This is a genomic window from Streptomyces sp. NPDC058758 (assembly GCF_042746075.1).
Lineage (GTDB): Bacteria > Actinomycetota > Actinomycetes > Streptomycetales > Streptomycetaceae > Streptomyces.
On the sequence record NZ_JBHYPS010000006.1, the window covers coordinates 202,692 to 222,842 of the forward strand.

Consider the following 20,151-nt stretch of genomic DNA (forward strand, 5'->3'; position numbering starts at 1 on the left):
CCCGCTGACGGCGAGCTCTTGGCCCACTGACGGCGAGCCCCGGCCCGCTGACGGCGGTCCGCCGGCCACGGGATCCGGCCGCCCCGCCCCCCCCCGCAGGGCGGCCGGATCCGTCCGGTCGCCGGGGAATCCCGTTTGCGGCCGCCCACCGGTCCGTACGAGGCTGACCGGATGACCTCGACCGACCGGACCCCCCAGCCCGCTCGGTCCCCGGACCCCGGCCCGGGCAGCGGCCCGGTGTCCACCCCCGCCCCCGCCCCGGGCAGCGGCGACGGCAGTGGCAGTGGTCCCCGTGCCCCCGTCGTTCTCGTGCGGCGGGCCGTCCGCCGGGGGGCCTCCTTCGCGCGGCGGCCCTACTGGGACCGGCCGGACGCCGCGTACCGGGTCCGGCGGTGGCCCGACCTCACCGCGCTCTTCCTGGCCACCGTCTTCTTCTGGTCGAGCCTCAGCCCCTCGCTGGTGCCCCGCCCCTGGTACCTCCAGGGCATCGTCGGCGGCATCACCGCCGCCATCGGCTACGCCCTCGGCTCCACCCTCGCCTGGCTCTTCCGGGCCGTCGTCCCCCGGCATCCGGGCGAGCGGGTCCGCGCCCGCTGCTGGCAGGCGTACTGGCTGCTCGCCCCGCTCGCGAGCGTCTGGCTCATCTCCGAGTCCGCGCGGATGCAGCGCCGGCTGAGGGTCCTCCAGGACCTGCCGCCCTCGCTGACCTGGCACACCCCGATGATCGCGCTGATCGCCCTCGCGCTCCTCGCCCTCGCCCTGCTCCTGGCCCGGCTCGTGCGGCTCGGCGCCGTCACCCTGATCCGGCTGCTCGGCCGGCTCCTGCCCCGGCCCCTCGCCTACGCCACCGGCGCGCTGCTCACCGCCCTCGCCGTCCTCGTCGGCGTCCGCGACATCGTCTACGACCGGGGGATCGTCGACGTCGCCGACCGCATCGCCGCCGCCACCAACGGCGGCACCAGGGCGGGCATCGAGCGCCCCGTCTCCCGCTTCGTCTCCGGCGGCCCCGGCTCCCTCCTCGACTGGGACTCCCTCGGCTACGAGGGCCGCAACTTCACCGGCTCCGCCCCCACCCGGGCCGCGCTCACCGCCTGGAGCGGACGCCCCTCCCGCGACCCCGTCCGGGTCTACGTCCCCTCCACCCCGCCCGTCGCCTTCGCCGACGACCGCCCCTTCGCCGCCCAGGCCGCGCTCGCCGTCCGCGAACTCGACCGCACCGGCGCCTTCGACCGGGCCGTCCTCGCCGTCGCCGGCACCACCGGCACCGGCTGGGTCGACCCGAACGTCGCCGAGGCCCTGGAGTACATGTACCGGGGCGACACCGCGATCGTCGCCGTCCAGTACTCGTACCTGCCGAGCTGGGTCTCCTTCCTCGTCGACAAGGAGAAGGCGGGCCGGGCCACCCGCGCCCTCGTCGACGCCGTCCGGGCCCGGATCGCCACCCTGCCCGACGACCGCAGGCCCCGGCTCGTGGTCACCGGCGAGAGCCTCGGCGCCTACGCCGTCGAAGCCTCCTTCGGCACCGTCGACGCCCTCCTCGCCGGCACCGACGGCGCCCTCCTCATGGGCCCGCCCGACTTCTCGCCGATCTCCCGCGAGCTGCGCCGCGACCGCGACCCGGGCAGCCCCGTCTGGCGCCCCGAGTACGAGGGCGGCCGACGGGTGAGGTTCGGCCAGTTCCCGGCCGTCGACCTCGCCCGCCCGGCCGCCCCCTGGGAACACCCGCGCGTCGTCTACCTCCAGAACGCCTCCGACCCCGTCGTCTGGTGGTCGCCCGACCTCCTGCTCGACCGGCCCCGCTGGCTCTCTCGGCCGCTCGGCCCGGACATCACCCCCGAGATCCGCTGGTTCCCCTTCGTCACCTTCTGGCAGACCTCGGTCGACATGGCCGTCTCGTACGGCGTCGATGCCCCGCACGGGCACCGCTACGGCGCCGGAGCCGTCGACGGCTGGGCCGCCGTCGTCCCGCCCGAAGGCTGGACCGAAGCCGACACCGCCCGGCTGCGCGCCCACATCGGCCACCGCCGGGCCGCCTACTGACGCCCCGCCGGCTCCCCCCTACGCCTCCGCCGGTTCCGCCTACGCCTCCGCCGGCTCCGCCCGGGTTCCGGCATGACCTCGGGGGTAATCGACCCGGACCCGCCCCGGTCGGCAAGCTCTGGAGCACCGGAACCCGGGCGGCGCACTCCGCCCGGGCGCCGGGTCCCCACCGCACGAACGACCCCTTCTGGAGGGTGATCCGCCATGTCCCAGACCCTGCTCGCCGGTCTCGCCCGCACCACCCGGCCGCACTCCATGGTCCGCCGCTTCCTCGCCCTCGACGCCGTCGTCACCGGGGCCAACGGGCTCGCCTACGCCCTGGCCTCCGGCCCGCTCGGCGAACTCCTCGGCGTGGACCCCGCCCTGCTCCTCGGACTCGGCCTCTTCCTCACGGCCTTCGCCGCCGGCGTCGCCTGGCTGGCGAGCCGCCCGCAGCCCCCGGCGCTCGCCGTGAAGCTCGTCGTGGACGCCAACCTGCTGTGGGCCGTCCTCAGCCTGGTCGCCCTCGCCGCCTGGCTGGACCCCACCACCGCCGGACTCGTCTGGACCCCGATGCAGGCCGGCACCGTCGCGGGCTTCGCGCTCCTCCAGTGGGGCGCGCTGCGCGCCGCCACCCGCTGAGGGCCCGTCAGGAACGGGGGGAGTGCAGGTACTCCACCGTCGCCGGGTCGGCCGGGAGCAGCGTCTCGATGGCCAGCTCGGCGACGGTCACGTCCATCGGCGTGTTGAAGGTCGAGATCGACGACACGAAGGACAGCACCCGCCCGTCGTGCTCGATCCGCAGCGGCAGCGCGAAGTACGGGTACGGCTCCGGGTCCTCGACGGCCGCCGCCCGGGGCGGCTCCGGCAGCGGATACGCCGTCACCTCCTCGTACACCGCGCGCAGCGCGTCCGAGCGGGCGAAGGCGATCTGACGCTCCATCTGGGCCAGCAGGTGCCCCCGCCACTCCCGCAGGTTGCGGATCCGGGGTGCCAGTCCCTCCGGGTGCAGGGTGATCCGCATGGCGTTCATCGGGGGCGTCAGCAGGTGCCCGGGCAGCCCGTCGAGCAGCAGGGCGATCGCCCGGTTGGCCGCCACCACCGTGTACGAGCCGTCCACGACGAGCGCCGGATACGGCTCGTACCCCTGGAGCAGCCGCGCGATGCCGTCCCGCAGCGGCCCCAGCTCCGGCGCGTCGAGCGTCGACTCCGCGTAGCGGGGCGCGTAACCCGCCGCCAGGAGCAGTGCGTTGCGGTCCCGCACCGGCACGTCCAGGTGCTCGGCGAGCTTGAGGATCATCTCCTCGCTCGGCCGCGAGCGGCCCGTCTCGACGAAGGAGATGTGCCGCGCGGAGGAGTCCGCGCGCAGCGCCAGCTGCAGCTGGCTGAGCCGCCGCCGCTCGCGCCAGTCGCGCAGCAGCGGTCCGACACCCGTGTCGCTCACCACCGTTGTCATGCGCAGACGGTATCCCAGAGGGGCGACCCGGGTACGTTCCCCCGGGGAGCGACGCCCGCACCACGTACCCCGCCCCGCGCACCACCGACCGGAGGGAGCACCCCCGTGCCCACACAGCCGCTGTCGCAGAAGGAGATCGAGGACCGTCTGCGGGAGCTTCCCGGCTGGGCCGTCGAGGACGCCCGGCTGGTCCGCTCCTACCGGCTCCCCGACCACTTCGCCGCCACCGCGCTCGTCGTCCACGTCGCCCAGATCCAGCAGGAGCTGAACCACCACTCCGACCTGACGCTCGGCTACGACTCGGTCGCCCTCGCCGTCCACACCCACTCCGCGGGCGGAGCCCTCACCGGGAAGGACTTCGACCTCGCCGAACGCGTCGAGTCCATCGCCCCCGGCCACGGCGCCCGCTGACCCACCGTCACCCCCCCCGGGCCGCCCCGTAGCATCCCGGGCATGGCGGACACCCTGCTCGACTACGAGACCCAGGCGGCCCACTACGACGAGACCCGAGGCGGCGTGCCCCGGGCCGAGGCGGCTGCCCGGGCCGTGCTGCGGCTCGTGCCGGCCGGCGCCCGCACCCTGCTCGACCTCGCCTGCGGCACCGGCCTCGTCACCGAACGGCTCGGCCGCCCCGGGCTGCGGGTGCTCGGCGCCGACGCCGCCCACGCCATGCTCCGGACCGCCGCCGGGCGGCTCCCCGGCCGGACGGTCCGCGCCGACGCCCGCCGGCTGCCCTTCGCCGACGGGAGCCTCGACGCGGTCTGCGCGGTGTGGCTGCTCCATCTGGTGCCGTTCACCGGGGAGATCGTCGCCGAGGCCGCGCGGGTGCTGCGCCCCGGCGGCGTCCTCGCCGTCACCGTCGACAAGGACGCCGCCCACGACGTCGGCAGCGACATCGACGCCCTGCTGCGGCCGCACCGTGCGACCGGCGCCGCCCACGACCTGGCCGGCCGCGTCGACGCCCTCGCCGCCGCCCACGGCCTGGCCCCGGCCGGCACCACCACCTTCACCGGCCACGGCCAGGGCGCGACCCCGGCCGCCACCGCCCGCCGGCTCCGCGCCGGGTACTACGCCTCCTGGTTCCGCGGCGGCCCGGCCGCCACCGACGCCCTTGCCGCCGCCCTGGCGGCCCTCCCGGACCAGGACCGCCCCCGCCCGGCCCCCGAGTACCCCCTCGCCGCGTACGTGAAGCCGCCCGTCGCCTAGACCGCCACCCGGCCCCCGGCCAGCTCCAGCGGACGCCCGGCGAAGCGCTTGCGGAACTCCCGGTCGTGGGAGACCGCGACCACCGTCCCGGGGAACGCGGCGACGGCCTCCTCCAGCTCCTCCACCAGCGCGGGCGCGAGGTGGTTCGTGGGCTCGTCCAGGACCAGCAGGTCGGCGGGGCGGGAGACCAGCAGGGCCAGTTCGAGGCGGCGGCGCTGACCGGCGGAGAGCGCCGCCACGGGGACCGCCAGGTCCTCCTCGCGCAGCAGGCCCAGCGCCAGCAGCTCCCCGGCGTGCTCCTCGGGCGCCCCGGGCCTGCCCTCCGCCCAGACCGCCAGGGCGGTCCCGCGGGCGGGGGAGTGCGCCAGCTCCTGCGCGAGGTAGCCGACCCGGCCCGTCCGGCGCACCACCCCTTCCTCCGGGGCCAGTTCACCGGCGAGGAGGCGCAGCAGGGTCGTCTTCCCGGCCCCGTTGGGCCCCGACACCAGCACGCGCTCGCCGGCCCCGATCCGCAGCCCGTCCACGGCGAGCCGGTCGCCGCAGCGGACCCCCTCCAGCTCCACCAGCACCTCCGCGAGGGGCCCGGCGCCGGCGAACCGCCCGCCGAACCGCAGCGGTTCGGGCGGCGCGGCCACCGGATCGCGCAGCAGCTCCTCCAGCCGCCGCCGGGCCGTCCGCACCTGCCCCGACAGCTTGTTCTCGCTGGAGCGGCGGTGCTTGCCGAAGCCCTGGCGGGGATCCCGGCCGGTCACGGCGAGCCGCTGCCCCGCCGCCGCGACCAGCTCCTCGGTACGGGCCACCTCCTCCCGCCACTCCAGGTGCTCCTGGACCCGGCGCCGGCGCTCGGCGGCCTTCGCGGACCGGTAGCCGGCCCAGCCGTCCCCGTACCGCAGCACGGTCCGCCGGTCCCGGTCGACTTCCAGGACCGTCGTCGCGAAGCCCTCCAGGAAGGCCCGGTCGTGGGTGACGACCAGGGCCGTGCCCCGGTGCGCGGCGAGCCGGCCGCGCAGCCAGTCGACGGCGTCGCGGTCGAGGTGGTTCGTCGGCTCGTCGAACAGCAGGAGCTCGGCGCCGGAGGAGAGCACGCAGGCGAGCGCGAGCCGCGCCTGCTCGCCGCCGGAGAGGGTGGCGAGCCGCCGGTCTCCGGTGACGTGCCCGAGGCCGAGGGCGTGCAGGGAGGCGGCGACCCCGGCGTCCGCGGTGTAGCCGCCGCGCTCCTCGAAGCGGTCGAGGAGCGCGCCGTACGCGGCCAGCTCCTCCGCGCCCGCCGTGCCGAGGTCCGCCTCGGCCGCCCGCAACCCGGCCTCCAGCCCGCGCAGTTCGGCGAGGGCGAGGTCGACGGCGTCCTGGACGGTGTCGTCCGGGCCGACCGGATAGGTCTCCGGCAGCGTCTGGGCGAGCCGGGCGACGGAGCCGGGGAAGCGGACGAGGACCTCGCCCTCGTCGGGGGTCAGGCCGCCGTCGAGCAGCCGGAGCAGGGTGGACTTGCCGGAGCCGTTCTCGCCGACGACGACGGCCTTCTCGCCGGGGCGGACGGTGAACGAGACCTGGTCGAGGACGCGGCGGTCCCCGAAGGAGACGCCGACGTGACGGAGGGAGAGCTGGGCGCGCTCGCGCATGGGTGGATTCCTCTGCGGGGTTCGTGGAAGGAGGGCACACGAAACCGGCCCGTGGCCGCACCCGCGGCCGGACCGGTACCCGGAATCAGAGGAAGTAGTGGAACGTACCCATGCGCCCAGGCTAACAGCCCGGCCGCACGGGGCCCCGGGAATTCCGCCCCGCCCCACCCCGGCCCGTCCCACCCCGGCCCGCGCCATCCCGGAACGCCCCGCCCCGGCCCGGCCGGCGGGCCCGCCCCGGCCCGCTCCGCCCCACCCCGGCCCGTCCGGCCCCGGCCCGTGGGGACACCGGGTCGCCGGGCGGTCGGCTTACGGCGGGCGGCACGCGGGGCCCGCGACACGTTTGCCGTACCGGCAACTTTTCTCGCGTTTTCGGCGCGGTCCGGCGCACGCTGGTGCCATGACCCAGCATCGCGCGTCCCACGCCCCGCACGACCACCACGAGCCCGGCCCGGGCCACGCCCACCACGGCCACGCCCACGGCGACGGCACCGAGTACGACTGGGGCCGGCTCGCCCCGCTCCTGGAGAGCCAGGCCGAGATCGCCGGCACCGCCTACCGCGAGGCCGCCGCCTGGCTCGGCACCCTCGTCCCGGCCGGCGGCGTGCGCCGCCTGCTCGACGTCGGCAGCGGCCCCGGCGTCATCACCGCGGTGCTCGCGGAGGCGTTCCCGTACGCCGAGGCCGTCGCCGTCGACGGCACCCCCGAACTCCTGGAGCGCGCCCGCGCCCGCGCCGAGGCGCGGGGGCTCGGCGCCAGGATCAGCACCCTGCGCGCCGAACTCCCCGAGGAGACCGGCAGCCTGGGCGAGACGGACCTGCTGTGGGCCGGCAACGCGCTGCACCACATCGGCGACCAGGGCGCCGCGCTCGCCGGCTTCGCGAAGCTGCTCCGCCCCGGCGGCCTGATCGCCCTCGTCGAGGGCGGGCTGCCGCCCCGTCACCTGCCCCGGGACATCGGCATCGGCCGCCCCGGCCTGGAGGCCCGCCTCGACGCCGAGCACGCCGACCGGTTCGCCCGGATGCGCTCCGAGCTGCCCGGCGCCGTGCGCGAACCGGACGACTGGCGCGCCCTGTTCACCGCCGCCGGGCTCACCCCGGCCGGCACCCGCACCTTCCTCGTGGACGTGCCCGCGCCCGTCCCCCAGGCCGTCCGCGAGTTCGCCGTCCGCCACTTCGAGCGGCTCCGCGAGGGCCTCGGCGAGCACCTGGGCGCCGAGGACCGCGCGACCCTCGACCGGCTGCTCGACCCGGCCGACGCGCGGTCCCTGCACCACCGCACGGACCTCTTCCACCTGACGGCCCACACGGTCCACACCGCCCGCAAGGGCTGAACCGCGCGGGCCGCCGCCGTGCTCAGGGGGCCACCGGCTCCAGCCGCCACCACTGGAACGGCGAGTCGGTGTCCTCCCCCTGCCGGATGTCGGCGCCCTCGGCCGCCGAGCCGTCCGCCACCTCCAGGAGCAGTCCGCTGACGAAGCTCACCAGCGCGACCGTGCCGGGCGCCTGGACGTCCTGCTCGATGATCCACTCCTGGGCGCCGAAGTTGTTCGCCCGCCACTGCTGGACGAGCGCGCCCGGCTCCGTGGAGGCGTTCACGACGTCCAGCCGCTTCCCGCTGGCCGCGTTGACCAGGTGGTAGAGCCCCCCGCCGTTCGGCACCGCCGACACCCGCCACCGCTGCCCCGGAGAGTCCGAGGCGGCCCCCTGCTGGACCTTGGCGCCGCCGCGCCGCGAGCCCGCGTACACCTCCAGGAGCAGGCCGCTGCCCACGTTCCGCACCCGGTACAACCCATCGGGGACGGGGGCGGGGCCCCCGTCCTCCCTCCCCTTCACCCGGAGCCTCAGGCGCCGGCGTCGAACTCGGCCGGGTTCGGCCCGAGGCGCGTGCCCTCGTCGAGCGCGGCGATCGCCGCCATGTCCTCGGCGTCCAGCTCGAAGTCGAAGACGTCGATGTTCTCGCGGATGCGGGACGGGGTCACCGACTTCGGGATGACCACGTTCCCCAGCTGGAGGTGCCAGCGGAGCACCACCTGCGCGGGGGTCCGCCCGTGCTTGCGGGCGATGGCGATCAGCGCCGGGACGTCGAGCAGCCCCCGGCCCTGGCCGAGCGGCGACCACGCCTCGGTCGCGATGCCCAGCCGGGCGTGCGCCGCGCGGGACTCGGCCTGCGCCAGCTGCGGGTGCAGCTCGATCTGGTTCACGGCGGGGACGACGCCGGTCTCGGCCGTCAGCCGCTCCAGGTGCTCCGGGAGGAAGTTCGAGACGCCGATCGCCTTGGCGCGGCCGTCGGCGAGGATCTTCTCGAGGGCCCGGTAGGTGTCGACGTACGCGTCCTTCGCCGGCACCGGCCAGTGGATCAGGTACAGGTCGACGTAGTCGAGGCCGAGGCGCTCCAGGGAGGCGTCGAAGGCGCGCAGGGCGGAGTCGTGCCCCTGCTCGCTGTTCCACAGCTTGGTGGTGACGAAGAGCTCCTCGCGGGGGACGCCGGAGGCGGTCACGGCCCGGCCGGTGCCCCGCTCGTTCTCGTAGATCGCCGCCGTGTCGATGGAGCGGTAGCCGGCCTCCAGGGCGGTGGCCACGGCCTTCGCGGCCTCGTCGTCCGGCACCTGCCAGACGCCGAAGCCGAGCTGCGGCATCGCCACGCCGTTGTTCAGGATGACCGAGGGGACCTTGCTGTCCGTGCTCACGTGGGATGGATCCTTACGTCGTCGTGGTCGTACGCGGACGGGCGCGCGAACGCCCGTCCCCTTCCTCCAACGATCACCCGGCCCGCAACATTCCGCCGGTCGGGCGCCCCGTCAGCCGTACAGCGCCTCGACCTCCGCGGCGTACGCCCGCTCGATCGCCTTCCGCTTCAGCTTCAGCGACGGGGTGAGCAGCCCGTGCTCCTCGCTGAACGGGTGGGCGAGGATCCGGAAGGTGCGGATCGACTCGGCCTGCGACACCAGGGTGTTCGCGGCCACCACCCCGCGCCGGATCTCCGTCTCCAGGTCCGGGTCGCGGACCAGTTCCGCGGGGGAGAGCGGCGGCCGGCCCTGGATGGCGAGCCAGTGGTCCACCGCCTCCTGGTCCAGGGTGACCAGGGCCGCGACGTACGGCCGGTCGTTGCCGACGACGAGGCACTGGGCGATCAGCGGGTGCGCCCGCACCCGCTCCTCCAGACCGGCCGGCGCCACGCTCTTGCCGCCGGAGGTCACCAGGATCTCCTTCTTCCGCCCGGTGATCGTCAGGTAGCCCTCGGCGTCGAGCGCGCCCAGGTCGCCGGTGGCGAGCCAGCCGTCGTTGAGCACCGCCGCCGTGGCCGCCGGGTCGCCCAGGTAGCCGGAGAAGACCTGCCCGCCGTGGAGCCACACCTCGCCGTCCTCCGCGATGTGCACGGTGGTGCCCGGCACCGGCCGGCCCACCGTGCCGTACCGCACCCGGCCGGGCGGGTTCGCGGTGGCGGCGGCCGTCGACTCCGTCAGGCCGTACCCCTCGAAGACGGTGACGCCGGCGCCCGCGAAGAACAGCCCGGTCCTGCGGTCCATCGCCGAACCGCCCGACATCGCGTACCTGATCCGGCCGCCCAGCGCCTCGCGGACCCGGCCGTAGACGGTCTTGTCGAAGAACTGGTGCTGCACCCGCAGCGCCGCCGACGGGCCGGGGCCCTGGCCGAAGGCCTTGTGCTCCAGCGCCTCCGCGTACTTCACGGCCACCTCCACCGCCTTGTCGAAGACGGCGGCCCGGCCGTCGGCCTCGGCCCTGCGGCGCGCGGCGTGGAAGATCTTCTCGAAGACGTACGGCACGGCGAGCACGAAGCTCGGCCGGAACGACACCAGGTCGGGCAGCAGCGCCGACGCGGTCATCGACGGCTGGTGCCCGAGCTTCACCCCGCCCCGCACGGCCGCGACCTCCACCATCCGCCCGAAGACGTGGGCGAGGGGCAGGAAGAGCAGGGTGGACGCCTGGTCGCCGGGGCGGGAGCGGAAGACCGGCTCCCAGCCGGCGAGCAGGGCGTCGGTCTCGAACATGAAGTGGCCGTGGGTGATCACGCAGCCCTTGGGGCGGCCGGTGGTGCCCGAGGTGTAGATGACCGTGGCCACCGAGTCGGGGGTCACCGCCCGGCGGTGCCGCTGCACCACGTCCTCGTCGATGCCCTCCCCGGCGGCGGTCAGCTCGGCGACCGCGCCCGGCCCGGCGTCCTCGCCGGGGTCGAGCTGCCACAGCCGCCGGAGCCTCGGCAGCCGGTCCACCACGGACCCGATGGTCATGGCGTGGTCCTCGTGCTCCACCACGCAGGCGGTGACCTCGGCGTCGTACAGCATCCAGTGGACCTGGTCGGCGGAGGAGGTCGGGTAGACCGGCACGGGCTGGGCGCCGAGCGTCCACAGCGCGAAGTCGAAGAGCGTCCACTCGTAGCGGGTGCGGGACATGATCGCGACCCGGTCGCCGAACCGCACCCCGTGCGCGACGAGCCCCTTCGCCAGCGCCAGCACCTCGTCCCGGAACCGGGCGCGGCTCACGTCCTCCCAGCCGCCGTCCGCCGTCCTGCGCCCGAAGGCGATCGCGTCGGGGGCCTCGGCGGCACGGGTGAAGACGGCGTCCGCCAGCCCGCCGCTGAGCGGGGCCGCCTCGACGGGCGGCACGGTGAACTCGCGCACGGACCAGCTCCTCCCTCGACGGCTCGGTGGCTGAAAGGGGCCGCTGCGTGGGCCGCGGCGCCGTGACCGTACCCCACCCGGAGCGGCTGCGGCAGGACCTTCACCAAGCCGCGACATTCCCCGTTCGCACAGGTCAGGGCAGGTGAGGAGGGAAATGGCGGCCGGCAGGGGGCCGTTGCGTACCGTCCGGTAGGTCCGTGCCCCGCGAAGTCTCCACGGAATCTGTACCGCCCGCGCACGCTCCCGCCCCCGGCCGGTATCCGTCAGTCCTGGCGCCGCAGCCCGTCGCCGCCCTCCAGGATCGCCTCCGCCAGCGCGTCCGCCGCCTCCTGCGTCGCCCCGCCGCGCCGCCCCTTGCGCAGGACGAAGTCGACCCCGCCCAGCTCCGGCAGCCCCGACCGGGGCGACACGGGCACCAGCCCGGGCGGCACCAGGCCCCGCGTGTGGGCCATCACGCCGAGCCCCGCGCGGGCCGCCGCCACGTTGGCGCTCAGACTGGAGCTCGTGCACGCGATCCGCCACGCCCGGCCCTCCGCCTCCAGGGCCGCGAGCGCCCGCGCCCGGGTGATGCCCGGCGGCGGATAGAGGATCAGCGGCACCGGCCGCTCCGGGTCGAGCCGCAGCCCCGGCGCCCCGATCCACACCAGCGCGTCGCTCCACACCGGCACCCCGCCCTCGGCGTCCCCGTCCGCCCCTGCGCCCCGCTTGGCCAGGATCAGGTCGAGCCGGCCGGCGGCGAGCCGCGCCTGGAGCGTCCCCGACAGCTCGACGGTCAGCTCCAGGTCCACCTCGGGGTGCGCCCGCCGGAAGGACTCCAGGATCTCCGGCAGCCGGGTCGCCACGAAGTCCTCCGAGGCGCCGAACCGCAGCCGGCCGCGCAGCCGCGTCCCGGTGAAGAAGGCCGCCGCCCGCTCGTGCGCCTGGAGGATCGTGCGGGCGAAGCCCAGCATCGCCTCCCCGTCCCCGGTCAGCTCCACGCTGTGGGTGTCCCGGACGAAGAGCGGCCGCCCGGTCGCCTCCTCCAGGCGCCGCACGTGCTGGCTGACGGTCGACTGGCGCACCCCGAGCCGCCGGGCCGCCCGGGTGAAGGACAGCGTCTGGGCGACGGCGAGGAAGGTGCGCAGCTGGGCGGGTTCGTACACACCGCGACGCTATCGCGGAACGTGATGACAGTCAGTGCGCTGTACCGGATTCCCGATGACGGTCCCGCGGACCAGGATGGAGAGCGACCACGGCCGCCCCGGCGGCCGCCCCCGCCCGCGAGTGGAGCCATGAACCGACGTCCCCTCCTGCCCTCCTGGCTGCCGGTCGACGGCTACGTCCTCGCCCTGCTCGGCACCGTCGGCCTCGCCGCCCTGCTGCCCGCCTCCGGCGCGGCCGCCACCGCCGCCGGGTCCGCCGCCACGGGCGTCGTCGCGCTGCTCTTCTTCCTCTACGGCGCCCGGCTCTCCACCCGCGAGGCGCTCGACGGCCTGCGGCACTGGCGGCTCCACCTCACCGTCCTCGGCGCGACCTTCCTCGTCTTCCCGCTCCTCGGACTCGCCGCCCGGGGCCTCGTGCCGGGGGTCCTCACCCCGCAGCTGTACGGCGGCTTCCTCTTCCTGTGCCTGGTCCCGTCGACCATCCAGTCCTCGATCGCCTTCACCTCGATCGCCCGGGGCAACGTCCCGGCCGCGATCTGCGCCGGCTCCTTCTCCTCGCTCGCCGGCATCGTGCTGACCCCGCTGCTCGCCGCCGCCCTGCTCGGCGGCGGCACCGGCGGCCCCTCCGCCGACGCGGTCCTCGGGATCGTCCTCCAGCTCCTGGCGCCCTTCCTCCTCGGGCAGGCCCTGCGCCGCTGGGTCGCCGGCTTCCTGGTCCGCCACAAGAAGGTGCTCGGGTACGTCGACCGGGGCTCGATCCTCCTCGTCGTCTACACCGCCTTCAGCCAGGGCGTGGTCGCCGGGATCTGGCACCTGGTGACCCCCGGCCGGCTCGCCCTGCTGCTCGCCGCCGAGGCCGTGCTGCTCGCCCTGATGCTGGCCCTGACCTGGTACGGGGCGGGCCGGCTCGGCTTCGGCCGGGCCGACCGGATCGCCATCCAGTTCGCCGGCTCCAAGAAGAGCCTGGCCGCGGGACTGCCCATGGCGAGCGTCCTCTTCGGCGCCCACGCCTCGCTCGCCGTGCTCCCCCTGATGCTCTTCCACCAGATGCAGCTCATGGTCTGCGCCGTCCTCGCCAGGCGCCGCGCCCGCGACCCGGAGGCCGCCGTCCCCCGGGAGCCCGACCCCGCCGTCGCGCCGGCCGCCGCCCCGAGGTGACCGCCGGGGCCGCTACGGTGCTCCCATGCCCTCCCTCGATCCCGGCCGCACCCGCGCGAACCGCGTCCCGATACGGTACGGGGCCCGCCCCTGCTCCCTCGTCGTCTGCCGGGGGTGCTGCTGCGGAGACCCCCGCAAGAACCCCGGCACCGACCACGCCGCCCAGCTCGACCGGCTCCGGGCCGCCGCGGCGGCCTCCGGCGGGCGGCTCGCCGTCCGCACCAGCGACTGCCTCGGGCCCTGCGCCCAGGCGAACGTCGTGGTCGTCCAGCCCTCCACCGAGGGCCGCAGGCGCGGCGGCCGGGCCGCCTGGATCGGCTTCACCCTCGACGACGACTGCCTCGACGACATCCTCGCCTGGACCGAGGCCGGCGGCCCCGGCCTCGCCCCGCCCCCGGCCACCCTGGCCCTCCAGATGATCGACCCGCCGAAGAACTAGCCCTCCGGAGAGCTAGCCCTCCAGCACGATCCGGTGCTCGCCGGCGTACACGTTCATGTCCGGTCCGCGCAGGAAGCCGACCAGCGTCAGGCCCGTCTCCGCCGCCAGGTCGACCGCGAGCGAGGACGGCGCGGACACCGCGGCGAGCACCGGGATCCCCGCCATCACGGCCTTCTGCGCCAGTTCGAAGGAGGCCCGGCCGGAGACCAGCAGCACCGCCCGGTCCAGCGGCAGCAGGTCCTCGCGCAGGGCCCGCCCGACCAGCTTGTCCACCGCGTTGTGCCGGCCCACGTCCTCCCGTACGTCGAGCAGCTCGCCGTCCTCCGAGAAGAGCGCCGCCGCGTGCAGCCCGCCCGTCGTGTCGAAGACCTTCTGCGCCGCCCGCAGCCGGTCCGGCAGCGCGGACAGGAGCGCGGGGGAGACGCGCACCGGGGGAGCGTCGGCGATCGGGAAGCGGGCCGTGGTCCGCACCGCGTCCAGGCTCGCCTTCCCGCACAGCCCGCACGACGAGGTCGTGTAGACGTTCCGCTCCAGCGTGATGTCCGGGACGACGACCCCGGGCGCGAGCTTCACGTCCACCACGTTGTACGTGTTGGTGCCGTCCTCCTTCGCCCCCGCGCAGTACACGATGGACCGCACGTCGGCCGCCGAGGCCAGCACCCCCTCGCTCACCAGGAAGCCCGCGGCCAGCGCGAAGTCGTTGCCCGGCGTCCGCATGGTGATCGCGATCGGCCGCCCGTCCAGCCGGATCTCCAGCGGCTCCTCCGCCACCAGGGTGTCCGGACGCGCGTTCACCGCCCCGCCCCGGATCCGCGTGACCCGCCGCCGCTCGGTGACCCGTCCCATCCCCGCCGCCTTCGATTCTTCCGGTGTTCCTGCCCCTGACCCCGTCATTCTCCGCCATCCCCGGATTCCGCGCCCGGACCGGTGCGCCGCCCGACCCCTTGTCACGGTCGGCCAAGCGACTCGGGCGAATCTTGGTGGTTTACGTCACCGGTTACCCATCAGTCGCTGGCAAGACTGGGTGGTTCCTGCCGCTGAACGAACCATCGAGGGGGTCCCGGGATGACGGGCACTCGCATCGCCGCGCTCGGGCACTACCAGCCCGCCAAGGTGCTGACCAACCACGACCTGGCCGAGCTGGTCGACACGAGCGACGAGTGGATCCTCAGCCGGGTCGGCATCCGCACGCGGCACGTCGCCGGGCCCGAGGAGCCGGTCGACGAGCTCGCCGCGCACGCCGCGGGCAAGGCGCTCGCCGCCGCCGGGCTCGCCCCCGGAGACATCGACTACGTCATCGTCGCCACCTCCACCGCGATCGACCGCTCGCCCAACACCGCCGCCCGGGTCGCCGCCCGCCTCGGCATGGGCTCGCCCGCCACCCTCGACCTCAACGTGGTCTGCGCCGGCTTCACCCACGCGCTCGCCACCGCCGACCACGCGGTCCGCGCGGGCGCCGCCCGCCGCGCCCTGGTCATCGGCGCCGACAAGATGACCGAGATCACCGACTGGTCCGACCGGACCACCTGCGTGCTCACCGGCGACGGCGCCGGCGCCGTGATCGTCGAGGCCACCGAGACCGACACCGGCGCCATCGGCCCCGTCCTGTGGGGCTCGGTCCCCGAGATGGGCCACGCCGTCCGCATCGAGGGCACCCCGCCCCGCTTCGCCCAGGAGGGCCAGAGCGTCTACCGCTGGGCCACCACGAAGCTCCCCGCCCTCGCCCGCGAGGCGTGCGCCCGCTCCGGCATCGCCCCCGAGGACCTCGCCGGCGTCGTCCTCCACCAGGCCAACCTGCGGATCATCGAACCCCTCGCCGCGAAGATCGGCGCCGTCAACGCCGTCGTCGCCCGGGACGTCGTCGACTCCGGCAACACCTCCGCCGCCTCCGTGCCGCTCGCCCTCGCCAAGCTCGTCGAGCGCGGCGAGCTCCCCTCCGGCGCCCCCGTCCTCCTCTTCGGCTTCGGCGGCAACCTCTCCTACGCCGGCCAGGTCGTCCGCATCCCCTGATCGCACCACCGCGTGCCCCGTACGGCGGAGCACGGCGGGAGCCCGGTGGCGGCGTCCCCCGGGCGCGCCTAGCTTCGGTCGCGGTGGGGGCGTCCCCGCCCCGCCGCGAACCGGAGGACCGCATGCGCGCGATACGTACCGCTTCCGCCGCCCTGCTCGCCACCGCGGCCGTGGCGCTGTCCGCCCCCGCGGCCCCTGCCGACGACGGCACCGGAACCGGCCGGGACATCACCTCCTTCGGCTTCTCCGTCACCCCCCGGACCGTCGCCCCCGGCGGCACCGTCACGCTGACCTCCGAGGGCTGCGAGGTGCCGTCCGTGACCGTCACCTCGGGGATCTTCGACACCGTGACCCTCACCGAGGGCCGCCCCGGCCGCGCGACCGTCGACATCGACGCGAAGGCCGGCGCCGAGTACGAGATCGCCTTCGACTGCAAGGGCGAGCGCGGCACCACCACCCTCACCGTCGACCACGGCACCGCCCCGCCGCCGGCCCCGGTCACCCCGCACCCCCCGCGGCCCCCGCACAGGGGCGTCAAGGCGGGCTTCGGCGGCTCCACCGGCTCCGACGCGCTCGGCACGGCCGAACTGGCCGCCGGCGCCGTCCTCATCGCCGCCGCGGCCGGCGCCGCCGTCGCCCTCACCCGCCGCCGCGGCCGGGCCGGCGGCCGCCCCTGAGACGGCCCCTCCGCCCCGGTGTGACGAGGTCCGGGGCGGAGGGGCGACCACCCGCGTACGACCGAGACGAGGCAGGAGGGCCCGAGGCGGTGGAGAGCGCGCACGGCCGGCGCGGCGCCTGGGGCGTCGTCGCGATCCTCCTCCTCGTCGGCGTGCACCTCGTCCGCGGCGGTGCGCAGGAACTCGCCGCCACCGGCCCGCCCCGGCCCCTCGCGGCGGACGCCCCGGCCCCGGCGGCGCCCCCGCCCCCGGCGCGCGCGCCGCTCCCGGCCTCCGCCCCGCTCTCCGTCGCCATCCCGGCCATCGGCGTGGACGCCCCCCTCACCCGGGTCGGCCTGGACGCGGACGGCTGGCTGGAGGCCCCGCCGCCGGAGCACCCCGGCCGGGCCGGCTGGTACGCGGGCTCGGTCACCCCCGGCGAACCCGGCACCGCCGTCCTCGCCGGCCACGTCGACACCCCCGCGGGCCCCGCCGTCTTCCACGCCCTCGGCGCCCTGACCCGCGGCCGCGCCGTCGAGGTCCGCCGCGCCGACGGCCGCACCGCCGTCTTCACCGTCCACGCCGTCGAGGTCGTCCCCAAGGACGGCTTCCCCGCCGCCCGCGTCTACGCCTCCACCCGCACCCCCGAACTCCGCGTGATCACCTGCGGCGGCCCCTACAGCCGCGCCACCGGCTACACCGGCAACGTCGTCGTCTCCGCCCGCCTCACCGCCGTCCGCTGACCTGACGGATTCCGGACACCGACTGGCCTGGACCAACCCCCCGGGGCCATCGTGTCCCCCGGAGCAGGCGTCGGGGGGCGCCCAGCTCCCGGCCGCCACGGCGGCCTCCCCGGGGACGGGCGGTCCCCGTGCGCCCGGTCACGACCGGGGGTCCACCGGCGCACGGGACCGCCCCACCCACCACCCCGTGACTGACCACGGAAAACGCCGGTGAAAGCCCCCGCGAACCCCTGGTAGAGTTATCCATGTCGCCGCGGGGAACACCCGCGACACACACCCTGTCCGGGTGGCGGAATGGCAGACGCGCTAGCTTGAGGTGCTAGTGCCCTTTATCGGGCGTGGGGGTTCAAGTCCCCCCTCGGACACCACACGGAAGCGCCGGTCGATCTCTTCGACCGGCGCTTTCCGCATGCCGCGCCTACGCTGAGGAAAACCCCTCGGGGACGGCGGAGGCGTGCCATGCGCGACGCGAACGGTTCCGGTCCCGGACGGTCCTCCCAGGACGCCGGCCCTCCCGGCGGCCCTCCGCCCGGTCCCCTGAGCGGGCCGTCCTCCACGCCGTCGCACCGCCGCCGCACCTGGCTGCTCGCCCTGGTCGGGGTGCTGGTCCTCGCCGTCGGCGTCGCCGGTCTCCTGGTCGGCACGGGCGCCTTCGGGGACGACGACGGGGGCGGGGGCGCGCCCTCCGCGACGCCGCCCGCGCCCGCGGCGTCCACGCCCACCGCGTCCGCCCCGCGCGAGACCCCCGCCCGCCCGCCGTCCGCCGAGCCCGCCGCCGAGGGCCTGCTGCCCTTCGGCGCGACCCACCGGTACGGCGACGGGGTCGAGGTGACGGTGTCGGCGCCGGAGCGGTTCACGCCGGCCGAGGGCGCGGCCGGGCACAAAGCGGGGAACACCCCGGTGAAGGTGGACGTGACCGTCCGCAACGGCTCCGGCGAACGGCTCAAGCTGGTGACGGTGCAGGGGCGGGACGGCGACGGCCGGGAGGCCGTCGGGGTGTTCGACGCGGAGCAGGGGATCCTGTCGTTCGACGGGGACCTGCTGCCCGGGCGCAGGGCCGTGGCCGCCTACGCCTTCGACATCCCGCCCCACGCCGGGGACGTGCTGGAGGTGGGCGTGACCGTCGGCTTCACCGGCGACGAGGCGCAGTGGGGCGGTCCCCTTCCCTGACCTCTCCGGCCTCTTCGGCTGCGGACTCTCCGGCCTTCCGCGCCAGCACCAGCCGGCAGCGCGGGCTGCCGTCCTCGCGGGTGCCGAATTCGGGGAGGGGCCGGTGGGCGACCTCGTAGCCCGCCTCCTCCAGGCGGGTGCGGACGTCGGGCAGGCGGAAGGTGCGGTAGTACATGACGAACGGGGGGCGCAGGACGGCGTTGCGGACGCGCATGGCCGCGTCGAAGGCCCACAGGGTCCAGTAGGCGCGGGAGCCGACCGGGGGCGGGGCCGGGAGCGGGAAGGCGAGGAGGCCGCCGGGGCGCAGCGCGGCGTGGACCTGGGCGAAGAGGGTGCGCTGGGCGTCGGGCAGGAAGTGCCCGAAGGCGCCGAAGCTGACCGCCAGGTCGAAGGAGGCGGTGAAGGGGAGGGCGAGGGCGTCGGCGCGGACCAGGGTCGCGGCGGGGTGGCGGCGGCGGGCCTCGGCCAGCATGTTGGCGCTGAAGTCGACGCCCGTGACCCGGCCCGCGCAGACCGAGCGGAGGACGGGGAGGCCCGCCCCGGTGCCGCAGCAGACGTCCAGGCCCGCGTCGAAGGGGCCCAGCCCCTCCAGGGCGCGGGTCACCGAGGAGAGGATCCGGTCGGAGGTGCGGAAGGGCGTCGCGTCGAACTTCGGGGCGAGCAGGTCGTAACCGTGCTCGACGGAGGAGAGCGCCTGGACGGTCAGTTCGCGGAGGGTCGGGCCCTGCGGGGTGAACATGGGGCCGACTCTACGCAGCCGGGGGCCCGGACCGTCACAGGGCGCTGCGCACCTGCGGCGCCGGCCAGGCCGGGGCGATGCCGGTGAGCTGGCAGGTCAGCAGGTAGAGCGGGATCGGCGGGGTGTAGGGCGAGGTGCCGTCCGGGTGGTGGATCAGCCGCGGGGTGCGGTCGGGGATCTCCGCGCCGGGGGCGTAGCAGGAGGGCAGCGGCCAGACCAGGTCGAGGTCGGAGCCGGCCGGGACGAGCCACCACCACCAGTCGGTGTCGGCGTACACGCAGCCCTTGGCGGGGAGCCGGGAGAGGATCTTGAAGCCGAAGCGGGCGGGGACGCCGACGGCGTCGCAGCCGAGTCCGGCGTTCAGGCCGGCGGGGACCGCGAGGCGGGTGGCGGCGAGGGCGGGGCCGCTCGCGGGGGAGCGGCGGGCGCGGGGGGCGAGCAGGGTCGCCATCGACTTCAGCATGGCTCCCCCGGGTGGTGCGGGAGTTCCGCCCAGACGATCTGCGCCGTGCCGTGGCCGGTGCGCTCGGCGCCCCAGGCCTCGCACAGCGCGTCGACGATGAGGAGTCCGCGGCCGCGCTCGTCCGCGCCGCAGTCGCGGATCCGGGGGCCGGCGGGGCCGCCCTCGTCCCGCACGGCGATGCGGAGGGCGTCGGCGCCCTGGCGGAGTTCGCAGACGATCCGGCTGCTCGCGGTGTGCAGCACCGCGTTGGTGACCAGTTCCGAGACGACCAGGGCGGCCGTGTCGCGTATCTCCGGTCCGCGGCCCCAGAGGACCAGCCGTTCCTCGGTGAGCCGCCGGGCGCGGCCCACGGACTCGGTGCGGGCGGGCAGCTCGAAGGCGAAGCGGTGGAGGGGGTCGCGGTGGTACGGCTCGCGGTGGTGGGGGTCCCGGTGCGGGTCGCGGTGGGCGTCCCGGTGCAGGGGGTCGTGGTGGGGCTGGGGGCGCTGGGCCATGACTCGGGGGCTCATGAGACCTGAGGGCTGCGCGTTACCAGAAGCCACGACCGGTTCCTCACAACAGTGGGCAGGACTGCCGTACGGCACTGTCGCCGGGGCGCGGGGGCGCACCGGCGGCAGTGTGTACTGGTTCACCGGAACACTGTCCTCCTGACTCGGACACTTGGCAAGTGGCACTCTGAAAATTGCAGA

Annotated in this window: 21 protein-coding genes and 1 tRNA gene; 12 read left to right on the forward strand and 10 right to left on the reverse strand. The window is 75.9% G+C overall.

Annotated elements, in window-relative coordinates; all coding sequences use genetic code 11:
• Nucleotides 1-171 precede the first annotated feature (171 nt).
• Nucleotides 172-2,040 (forward strand): alpha/beta hydrolase, encoded by a 1,869-nt coding sequence (locus ACFW6A_RS10740; RefSeq protein ID WP_386639888.1) that lies wholly within the window; start codon nucleotides 172-174, stop codon nucleotides 2,038-2,040.
• Between the two features lie 204 nt (nucleotides 2,041-2,244).
• Nucleotides 2,245-2,661 (forward strand): hypothetical protein, encoded by a 417-nt coding sequence (locus ACFW6A_RS10745; RefSeq protein ID WP_386480262.1) that lies wholly within the window; start codon nucleotides 2,245-2,247, stop codon nucleotides 2,659-2,661.
• Between the two features lie 7 nt (nucleotides 2,662-2,668).
• On the opposite strand, the gene ACFW6A_RS10750 is transcribed toward ACFW6A_RS10745, so the two are convergent.
• Nucleotides 2,669-3,475, reverse strand: a complete 807-nt coding sequence (locus tag ACFW6A_RS10750) for a helix-turn-helix domain-containing protein (RefSeq protein WP_386639891.1) — start codon at nucleotides 3,473-3,475, stop codon at nucleotides 2,669-2,671.
• Nucleotides 3,476-3,580: 105 nt separating this feature from the next.
• On the opposite strand from ACFW6A_RS10750, the gene ACFW6A_RS10755 reads away from it, so the two are divergent.
• Together ACFW6A_RS10755 and ACFW6A_RS10760 are read left to right on the forward strand one after the other, a co-directional pair.
• Complete coding sequence (locus tag ACFW6A_RS10755) at nucleotides 3,581-3,886, forward strand: 4a-hydroxytetrahydrobiopterin dehydratase (protein WP_351845285.1); 306 nt, start codon at nucleotides 3,581-3,583, stop codon at nucleotides 3,884-3,886.
• Nucleotides 3,887-3,940: 54 nt separating this feature from the next.
• A complete protein-coding gene (locus tag ACFW6A_RS10760; RefSeq protein WP_351845410.1) occupies nucleotides 3,941-4,681 on the forward strand; it encodes a class I SAM-dependent methyltransferase in 741 nt (246 codons plus the stop codon).
• Here ACFW6A_RS10760 and ACFW6A_RS10765 read toward each other — a convergent pair.
• Complete coding sequence (locus ACFW6A_RS10765; RefSeq protein ID WP_351845287.1) at nucleotides 4,678-6,300, reverse strand: ABC-F family ATP-binding cassette domain-containing protein; 1,623 nt, start codon at nucleotides 6,298-6,300, stop codon at nucleotides 4,678-4,680. The two genes, ACFW6A_RS10760 and ACFW6A_RS10765, sit on opposite strands and share 4 nt — an antisense overlap.
• 400 nt (nucleotides 6,301-6,700) lie before the next feature.
• Here ACFW6A_RS10765 and ACFW6A_RS10770 point away from each other — a divergent pair, with 400 nt between their 5' ends.
• The gene (locus tag ACFW6A_RS10770; protein WP_351845289.1) at nucleotides 6,701-7,633 is read left to right on the forward strand and encodes a class I SAM-dependent methyltransferase; all 933 of its coding nucleotides are present in this window, start codon (nucleotides 6,701-6,703) and stop codon (nucleotides 7,631-7,633) included.
• Nucleotides 7,634-7,655: 22 nt separating this feature from the next.
• Here ACFW6A_RS10770 and ACFW6A_RS10775 read toward each other — a convergent pair whose 3' ends face one another.
• The 4 genes from ACFW6A_RS10775 to ACFW6A_RS10790 form a co-directional block, all read right to left on the reverse strand.
• Nucleotides 7,656-8,135, reverse strand: coding sequence for an RICIN domain-containing protein (locus tag ACFW6A_RS10775; protein WP_386480250.1), 480 nt, complete (start codon nucleotides 8,133-8,135; stop codon nucleotides 7,656-7,658).
• An 8-nt stretch (nucleotides 8,136-8,143) separates the two neighbouring features.
• A complete protein-coding gene (locus tag ACFW6A_RS10780) occupies nucleotides 8,144-8,938 on the reverse strand; it encodes an aldo/keto reductase (RefSeq protein ID WP_351845414.1) in 795 nt (264 codons plus the stop codon).
• A gap of 162 nt (nucleotides 8,939-9,100) precedes the next feature.
• Complete coding sequence (locus ACFW6A_RS10785; RefSeq protein WP_351845291.1) at nucleotides 9,101-10,942, reverse strand: long-chain fatty acid--CoA ligase; 1,842 nt, start codon at nucleotides 10,940-10,942, stop codon at nucleotides 9,101-9,103.
• A gap of 263 nt (nucleotides 10,943-11,205) precedes the next feature.
• Complete coding sequence (locus tag ACFW6A_RS10790) at nucleotides 11,206-12,084, reverse strand: LysR family transcriptional regulator (RefSeq protein ID WP_351845293.1); 879 nt, start codon at nucleotides 12,082-12,084, stop codon at nucleotides 11,206-11,208.
• A 129-nt stretch (nucleotides 12,085-12,213) separates the two neighbouring features.
• Here ACFW6A_RS10790 and ACFW6A_RS10795 point away from each other — a divergent pair, with 129 nt between their 5' ends.
• A complete protein-coding gene (locus ACFW6A_RS10795) occupies nucleotides 12,214-13,242 on the forward strand; it encodes a bile acid:sodium symporter family protein (protein ID WP_351845295.1) in 1,029 nt (342 codons plus the stop codon).
• A 25-nt stretch (nucleotides 13,243-13,267) separates the two neighbouring features.
• Nucleotides 13,268-13,681: a (2Fe-2S) ferredoxin domain-containing protein gene (locus ACFW6A_RS10800; RefSeq protein ID WP_351845297.1), complete on the forward strand. Its 414-nt coding sequence runs from the start codon at nucleotides 13,268-13,270 to the stop codon at nucleotides 13,679-13,681.
• Between the two features lie 12 nt (nucleotides 13,682-13,693).
• Here the strand turns inward: ACFW6A_RS10800 and fdhD are convergent, their stop codons facing one another.
• Nucleotides 13,694-14,527 carry a formate dehydrogenase accessory sulfurtransferase FdhD gene (gene fdhD / locus ACFW6A_RS10805; RefSeq protein ID WP_386639897.1) on the reverse strand — a complete coding sequence of 278 codons (834 nt, stop codon included), beginning with the start codon at nucleotides 14,525-14,527 and terminating at the stop codon, nucleotides 13,694-13,696.
• 219 nt (nucleotides 14,528-14,746) lie between these two features.
• Here fdhD and ACFW6A_RS10810 point away from each other — a divergent pair, with 219 nt between their 5' ends.
• The 5 genes from ACFW6A_RS10810 (at nucleotide 14,747) to ACFW6A_RS10830 (ending at nucleotide 18,260) form a co-directional block, all read left to right on the forward strand.
• A complete protein-coding gene (locus ACFW6A_RS10810; RefSeq protein WP_351845301.1) occupies nucleotides 14,747-15,691 on the forward strand; it encodes a beta-ketoacyl-ACP synthase III in 945 nt (314 codons plus the stop codon).
• 122 nt (nucleotides 15,692-15,813) lie between these two features.
• Nucleotides 15,814-16,368 carry a hypothetical protein gene (locus ACFW6A_RS10815; RefSeq protein ID WP_351845303.1) on the forward strand — a complete coding sequence of 185 codons (555 nt, stop codon included), beginning with the start codon at nucleotides 15,814-15,816 and terminating at the stop codon, nucleotides 16,366-16,368.
• Nucleotides 16,369-16,457: 89 nt separating this feature from the next.
• Nucleotides 16,458-17,090, forward strand: a complete 633-nt coding sequence (locus ACFW6A_RS10820; protein ID WP_351845305.1) for a class F sortase — start codon at nucleotides 16,458-16,460, stop codon at nucleotides 17,088-17,090.
• 280 nt (nucleotides 17,091-17,370) lie between these two features.
• Nucleotides 17,371-17,458: transfer RNA gene (locus ACFW6A_RS10825), tRNA-Leu, on the forward strand.
• A 91-nt stretch (nucleotides 17,459-17,549) separates the two neighbouring features.
• Nucleotides 17,550-18,260: a hypothetical protein gene (locus ACFW6A_RS10830; RefSeq protein ID WP_386639902.1), complete on the forward strand. Its 711-nt coding sequence runs from the start codon at nucleotides 17,550-17,552 to the stop codon at nucleotides 18,258-18,260.
• Here ACFW6A_RS10830 and ACFW6A_RS10835 read toward each other — a convergent pair.
• From ACFW6A_RS10835 to ACFW6A_RS10845, 3 genes are read right to left on the reverse strand one after another with little or no spacing between them, the layout of a single operon-like run.
• A complete protein-coding gene (locus tag ACFW6A_RS10835) occupies nucleotides 18,220-18,999 on the reverse strand; it encodes a class I SAM-dependent methyltransferase (RefSeq protein ID WP_386483006.1) in 780 nt (259 codons plus the stop codon). The two genes, ACFW6A_RS10830 and ACFW6A_RS10835, sit on opposite strands and share 41 nt — an antisense overlap.
• Nucleotides 19,000-19,033: 34 nt before the next feature.
• Nucleotides 19,034-19,462, reverse strand: coding sequence for a hypothetical protein (locus ACFW6A_RS10840; protein ID WP_351845311.1), 429 nt, complete (start codon nucleotides 19,460-19,462; stop codon nucleotides 19,034-19,036).
• Nucleotides 19,456-19,956 (reverse strand): ATP-binding protein, encoded by a 501-nt coding sequence (locus ACFW6A_RS10845; RefSeq protein WP_386639905.1) that lies wholly within the window; start codon nucleotides 19,954-19,956, stop codon nucleotides 19,456-19,458. The genes ACFW6A_RS10840 and ACFW6A_RS10845 overlap by 7 nt, the downstream gene beginning before the upstream one ends.
• Nucleotides 19,957-20,151 lie beyond the last annotated feature (195 nt).

Coding starts and splice junctions, on each gene's coding strand:
- ACFW6A_RS10740 (WP_386639888.1), top strand. CDS start 172: ATGACCTCGACCGACCGGACCCCCCAGCCCGCTCGGTCCCCGGACCCC.
- ACFW6A_RS10745 (WP_386480262.1), top strand. CDS start 2,245: ATGTCCCAGACCCTGCTCGCCGGTCTCGCCCGCACCACCCGGCCGCAC.
- ACFW6A_RS10750 (WP_386639891.1), bottom strand. CDS start 3,475: ATGACAACGGTGGTGAGCGACACGGGTGTCGGACCGCTGCTGCGCGAC.
- ACFW6A_RS10765 (WP_351845287.1), bottom strand. CDS start 6,300: ATGCGCGAGCGCGCCCAGCTCTCCCTCCGTCACGTCGGCGTCTCCTTC.
- ACFW6A_RS10770 (WP_351845289.1), top strand. CDS start 6,701: ATGACCCAGCATCGCGCGTCCCACGCCCCGCACGACCACCACGAGCCC.
- ACFW6A_RS10780 (WP_351845414.1), bottom strand. CDS start 8,938: ATGCCGCAGCTCGGCTTCGGCGTCTGGCAGGTGCCGGACGACGAGGCC.
- ACFW6A_RS10795 (WP_351845295.1), top strand. CDS start 12,214: ATGAACCGACGTCCCCTCCTGCCCTCCTGGCTGCCGGTCGACGGCTAC.
- ACFW6A_RS10800 (WP_351845297.1), top strand. CDS start 13,268: ATGCCCTCCCTCGATCCCGGCCGCACCCGCGCGAACCGCGTCCCGATA.
- fdhD (WP_386639897.1), bottom strand. CDS start 14,527: ATGGGACGGGTCACCGAGCGGCGGCGGGTCACGCGGATCCGGGGCGGG.
- ACFW6A_RS10810 (WP_351845301.1), top strand. CDS start 14,747: ATGACGGGCACTCGCATCGCCGCGCTCGGGCACTACCAGCCCGCCAAG.
- ACFW6A_RS10815 (WP_351845303.1), top strand. CDS start 15,814: ATGCGCGCGATACGTACCGCTTCCGCCGCCCTGCTCGCCACCGCGGCC.
- ACFW6A_RS10830 (WP_386639902.1), top strand. CDS start 17,550: ATGCGCGACGCGAACGGTTCCGGTCCCGGACGGTCCTCCCAGGACGCC.
- ACFW6A_RS10835 (WP_386483006.1), bottom strand. CDS start 18,999: ATGTTCACCCCGCAGGGCCCGACCCTCCGCGAACTGACCGTCCAGGCG.
- ACFW6A_RS10840 (WP_351845311.1), bottom strand. CDS start 19,462: ATGCTGAAGTCGATGGCGACCCTGCTCGCCCCCCGCGCCCGCCGCTCC.
- ACFW6A_RS10845 (WP_386639905.1), bottom strand. CDS start 19,956: ATGGCCCAGCGCCCCCAGCCCCACCACGACCCCCTGCACCGGGACGCC.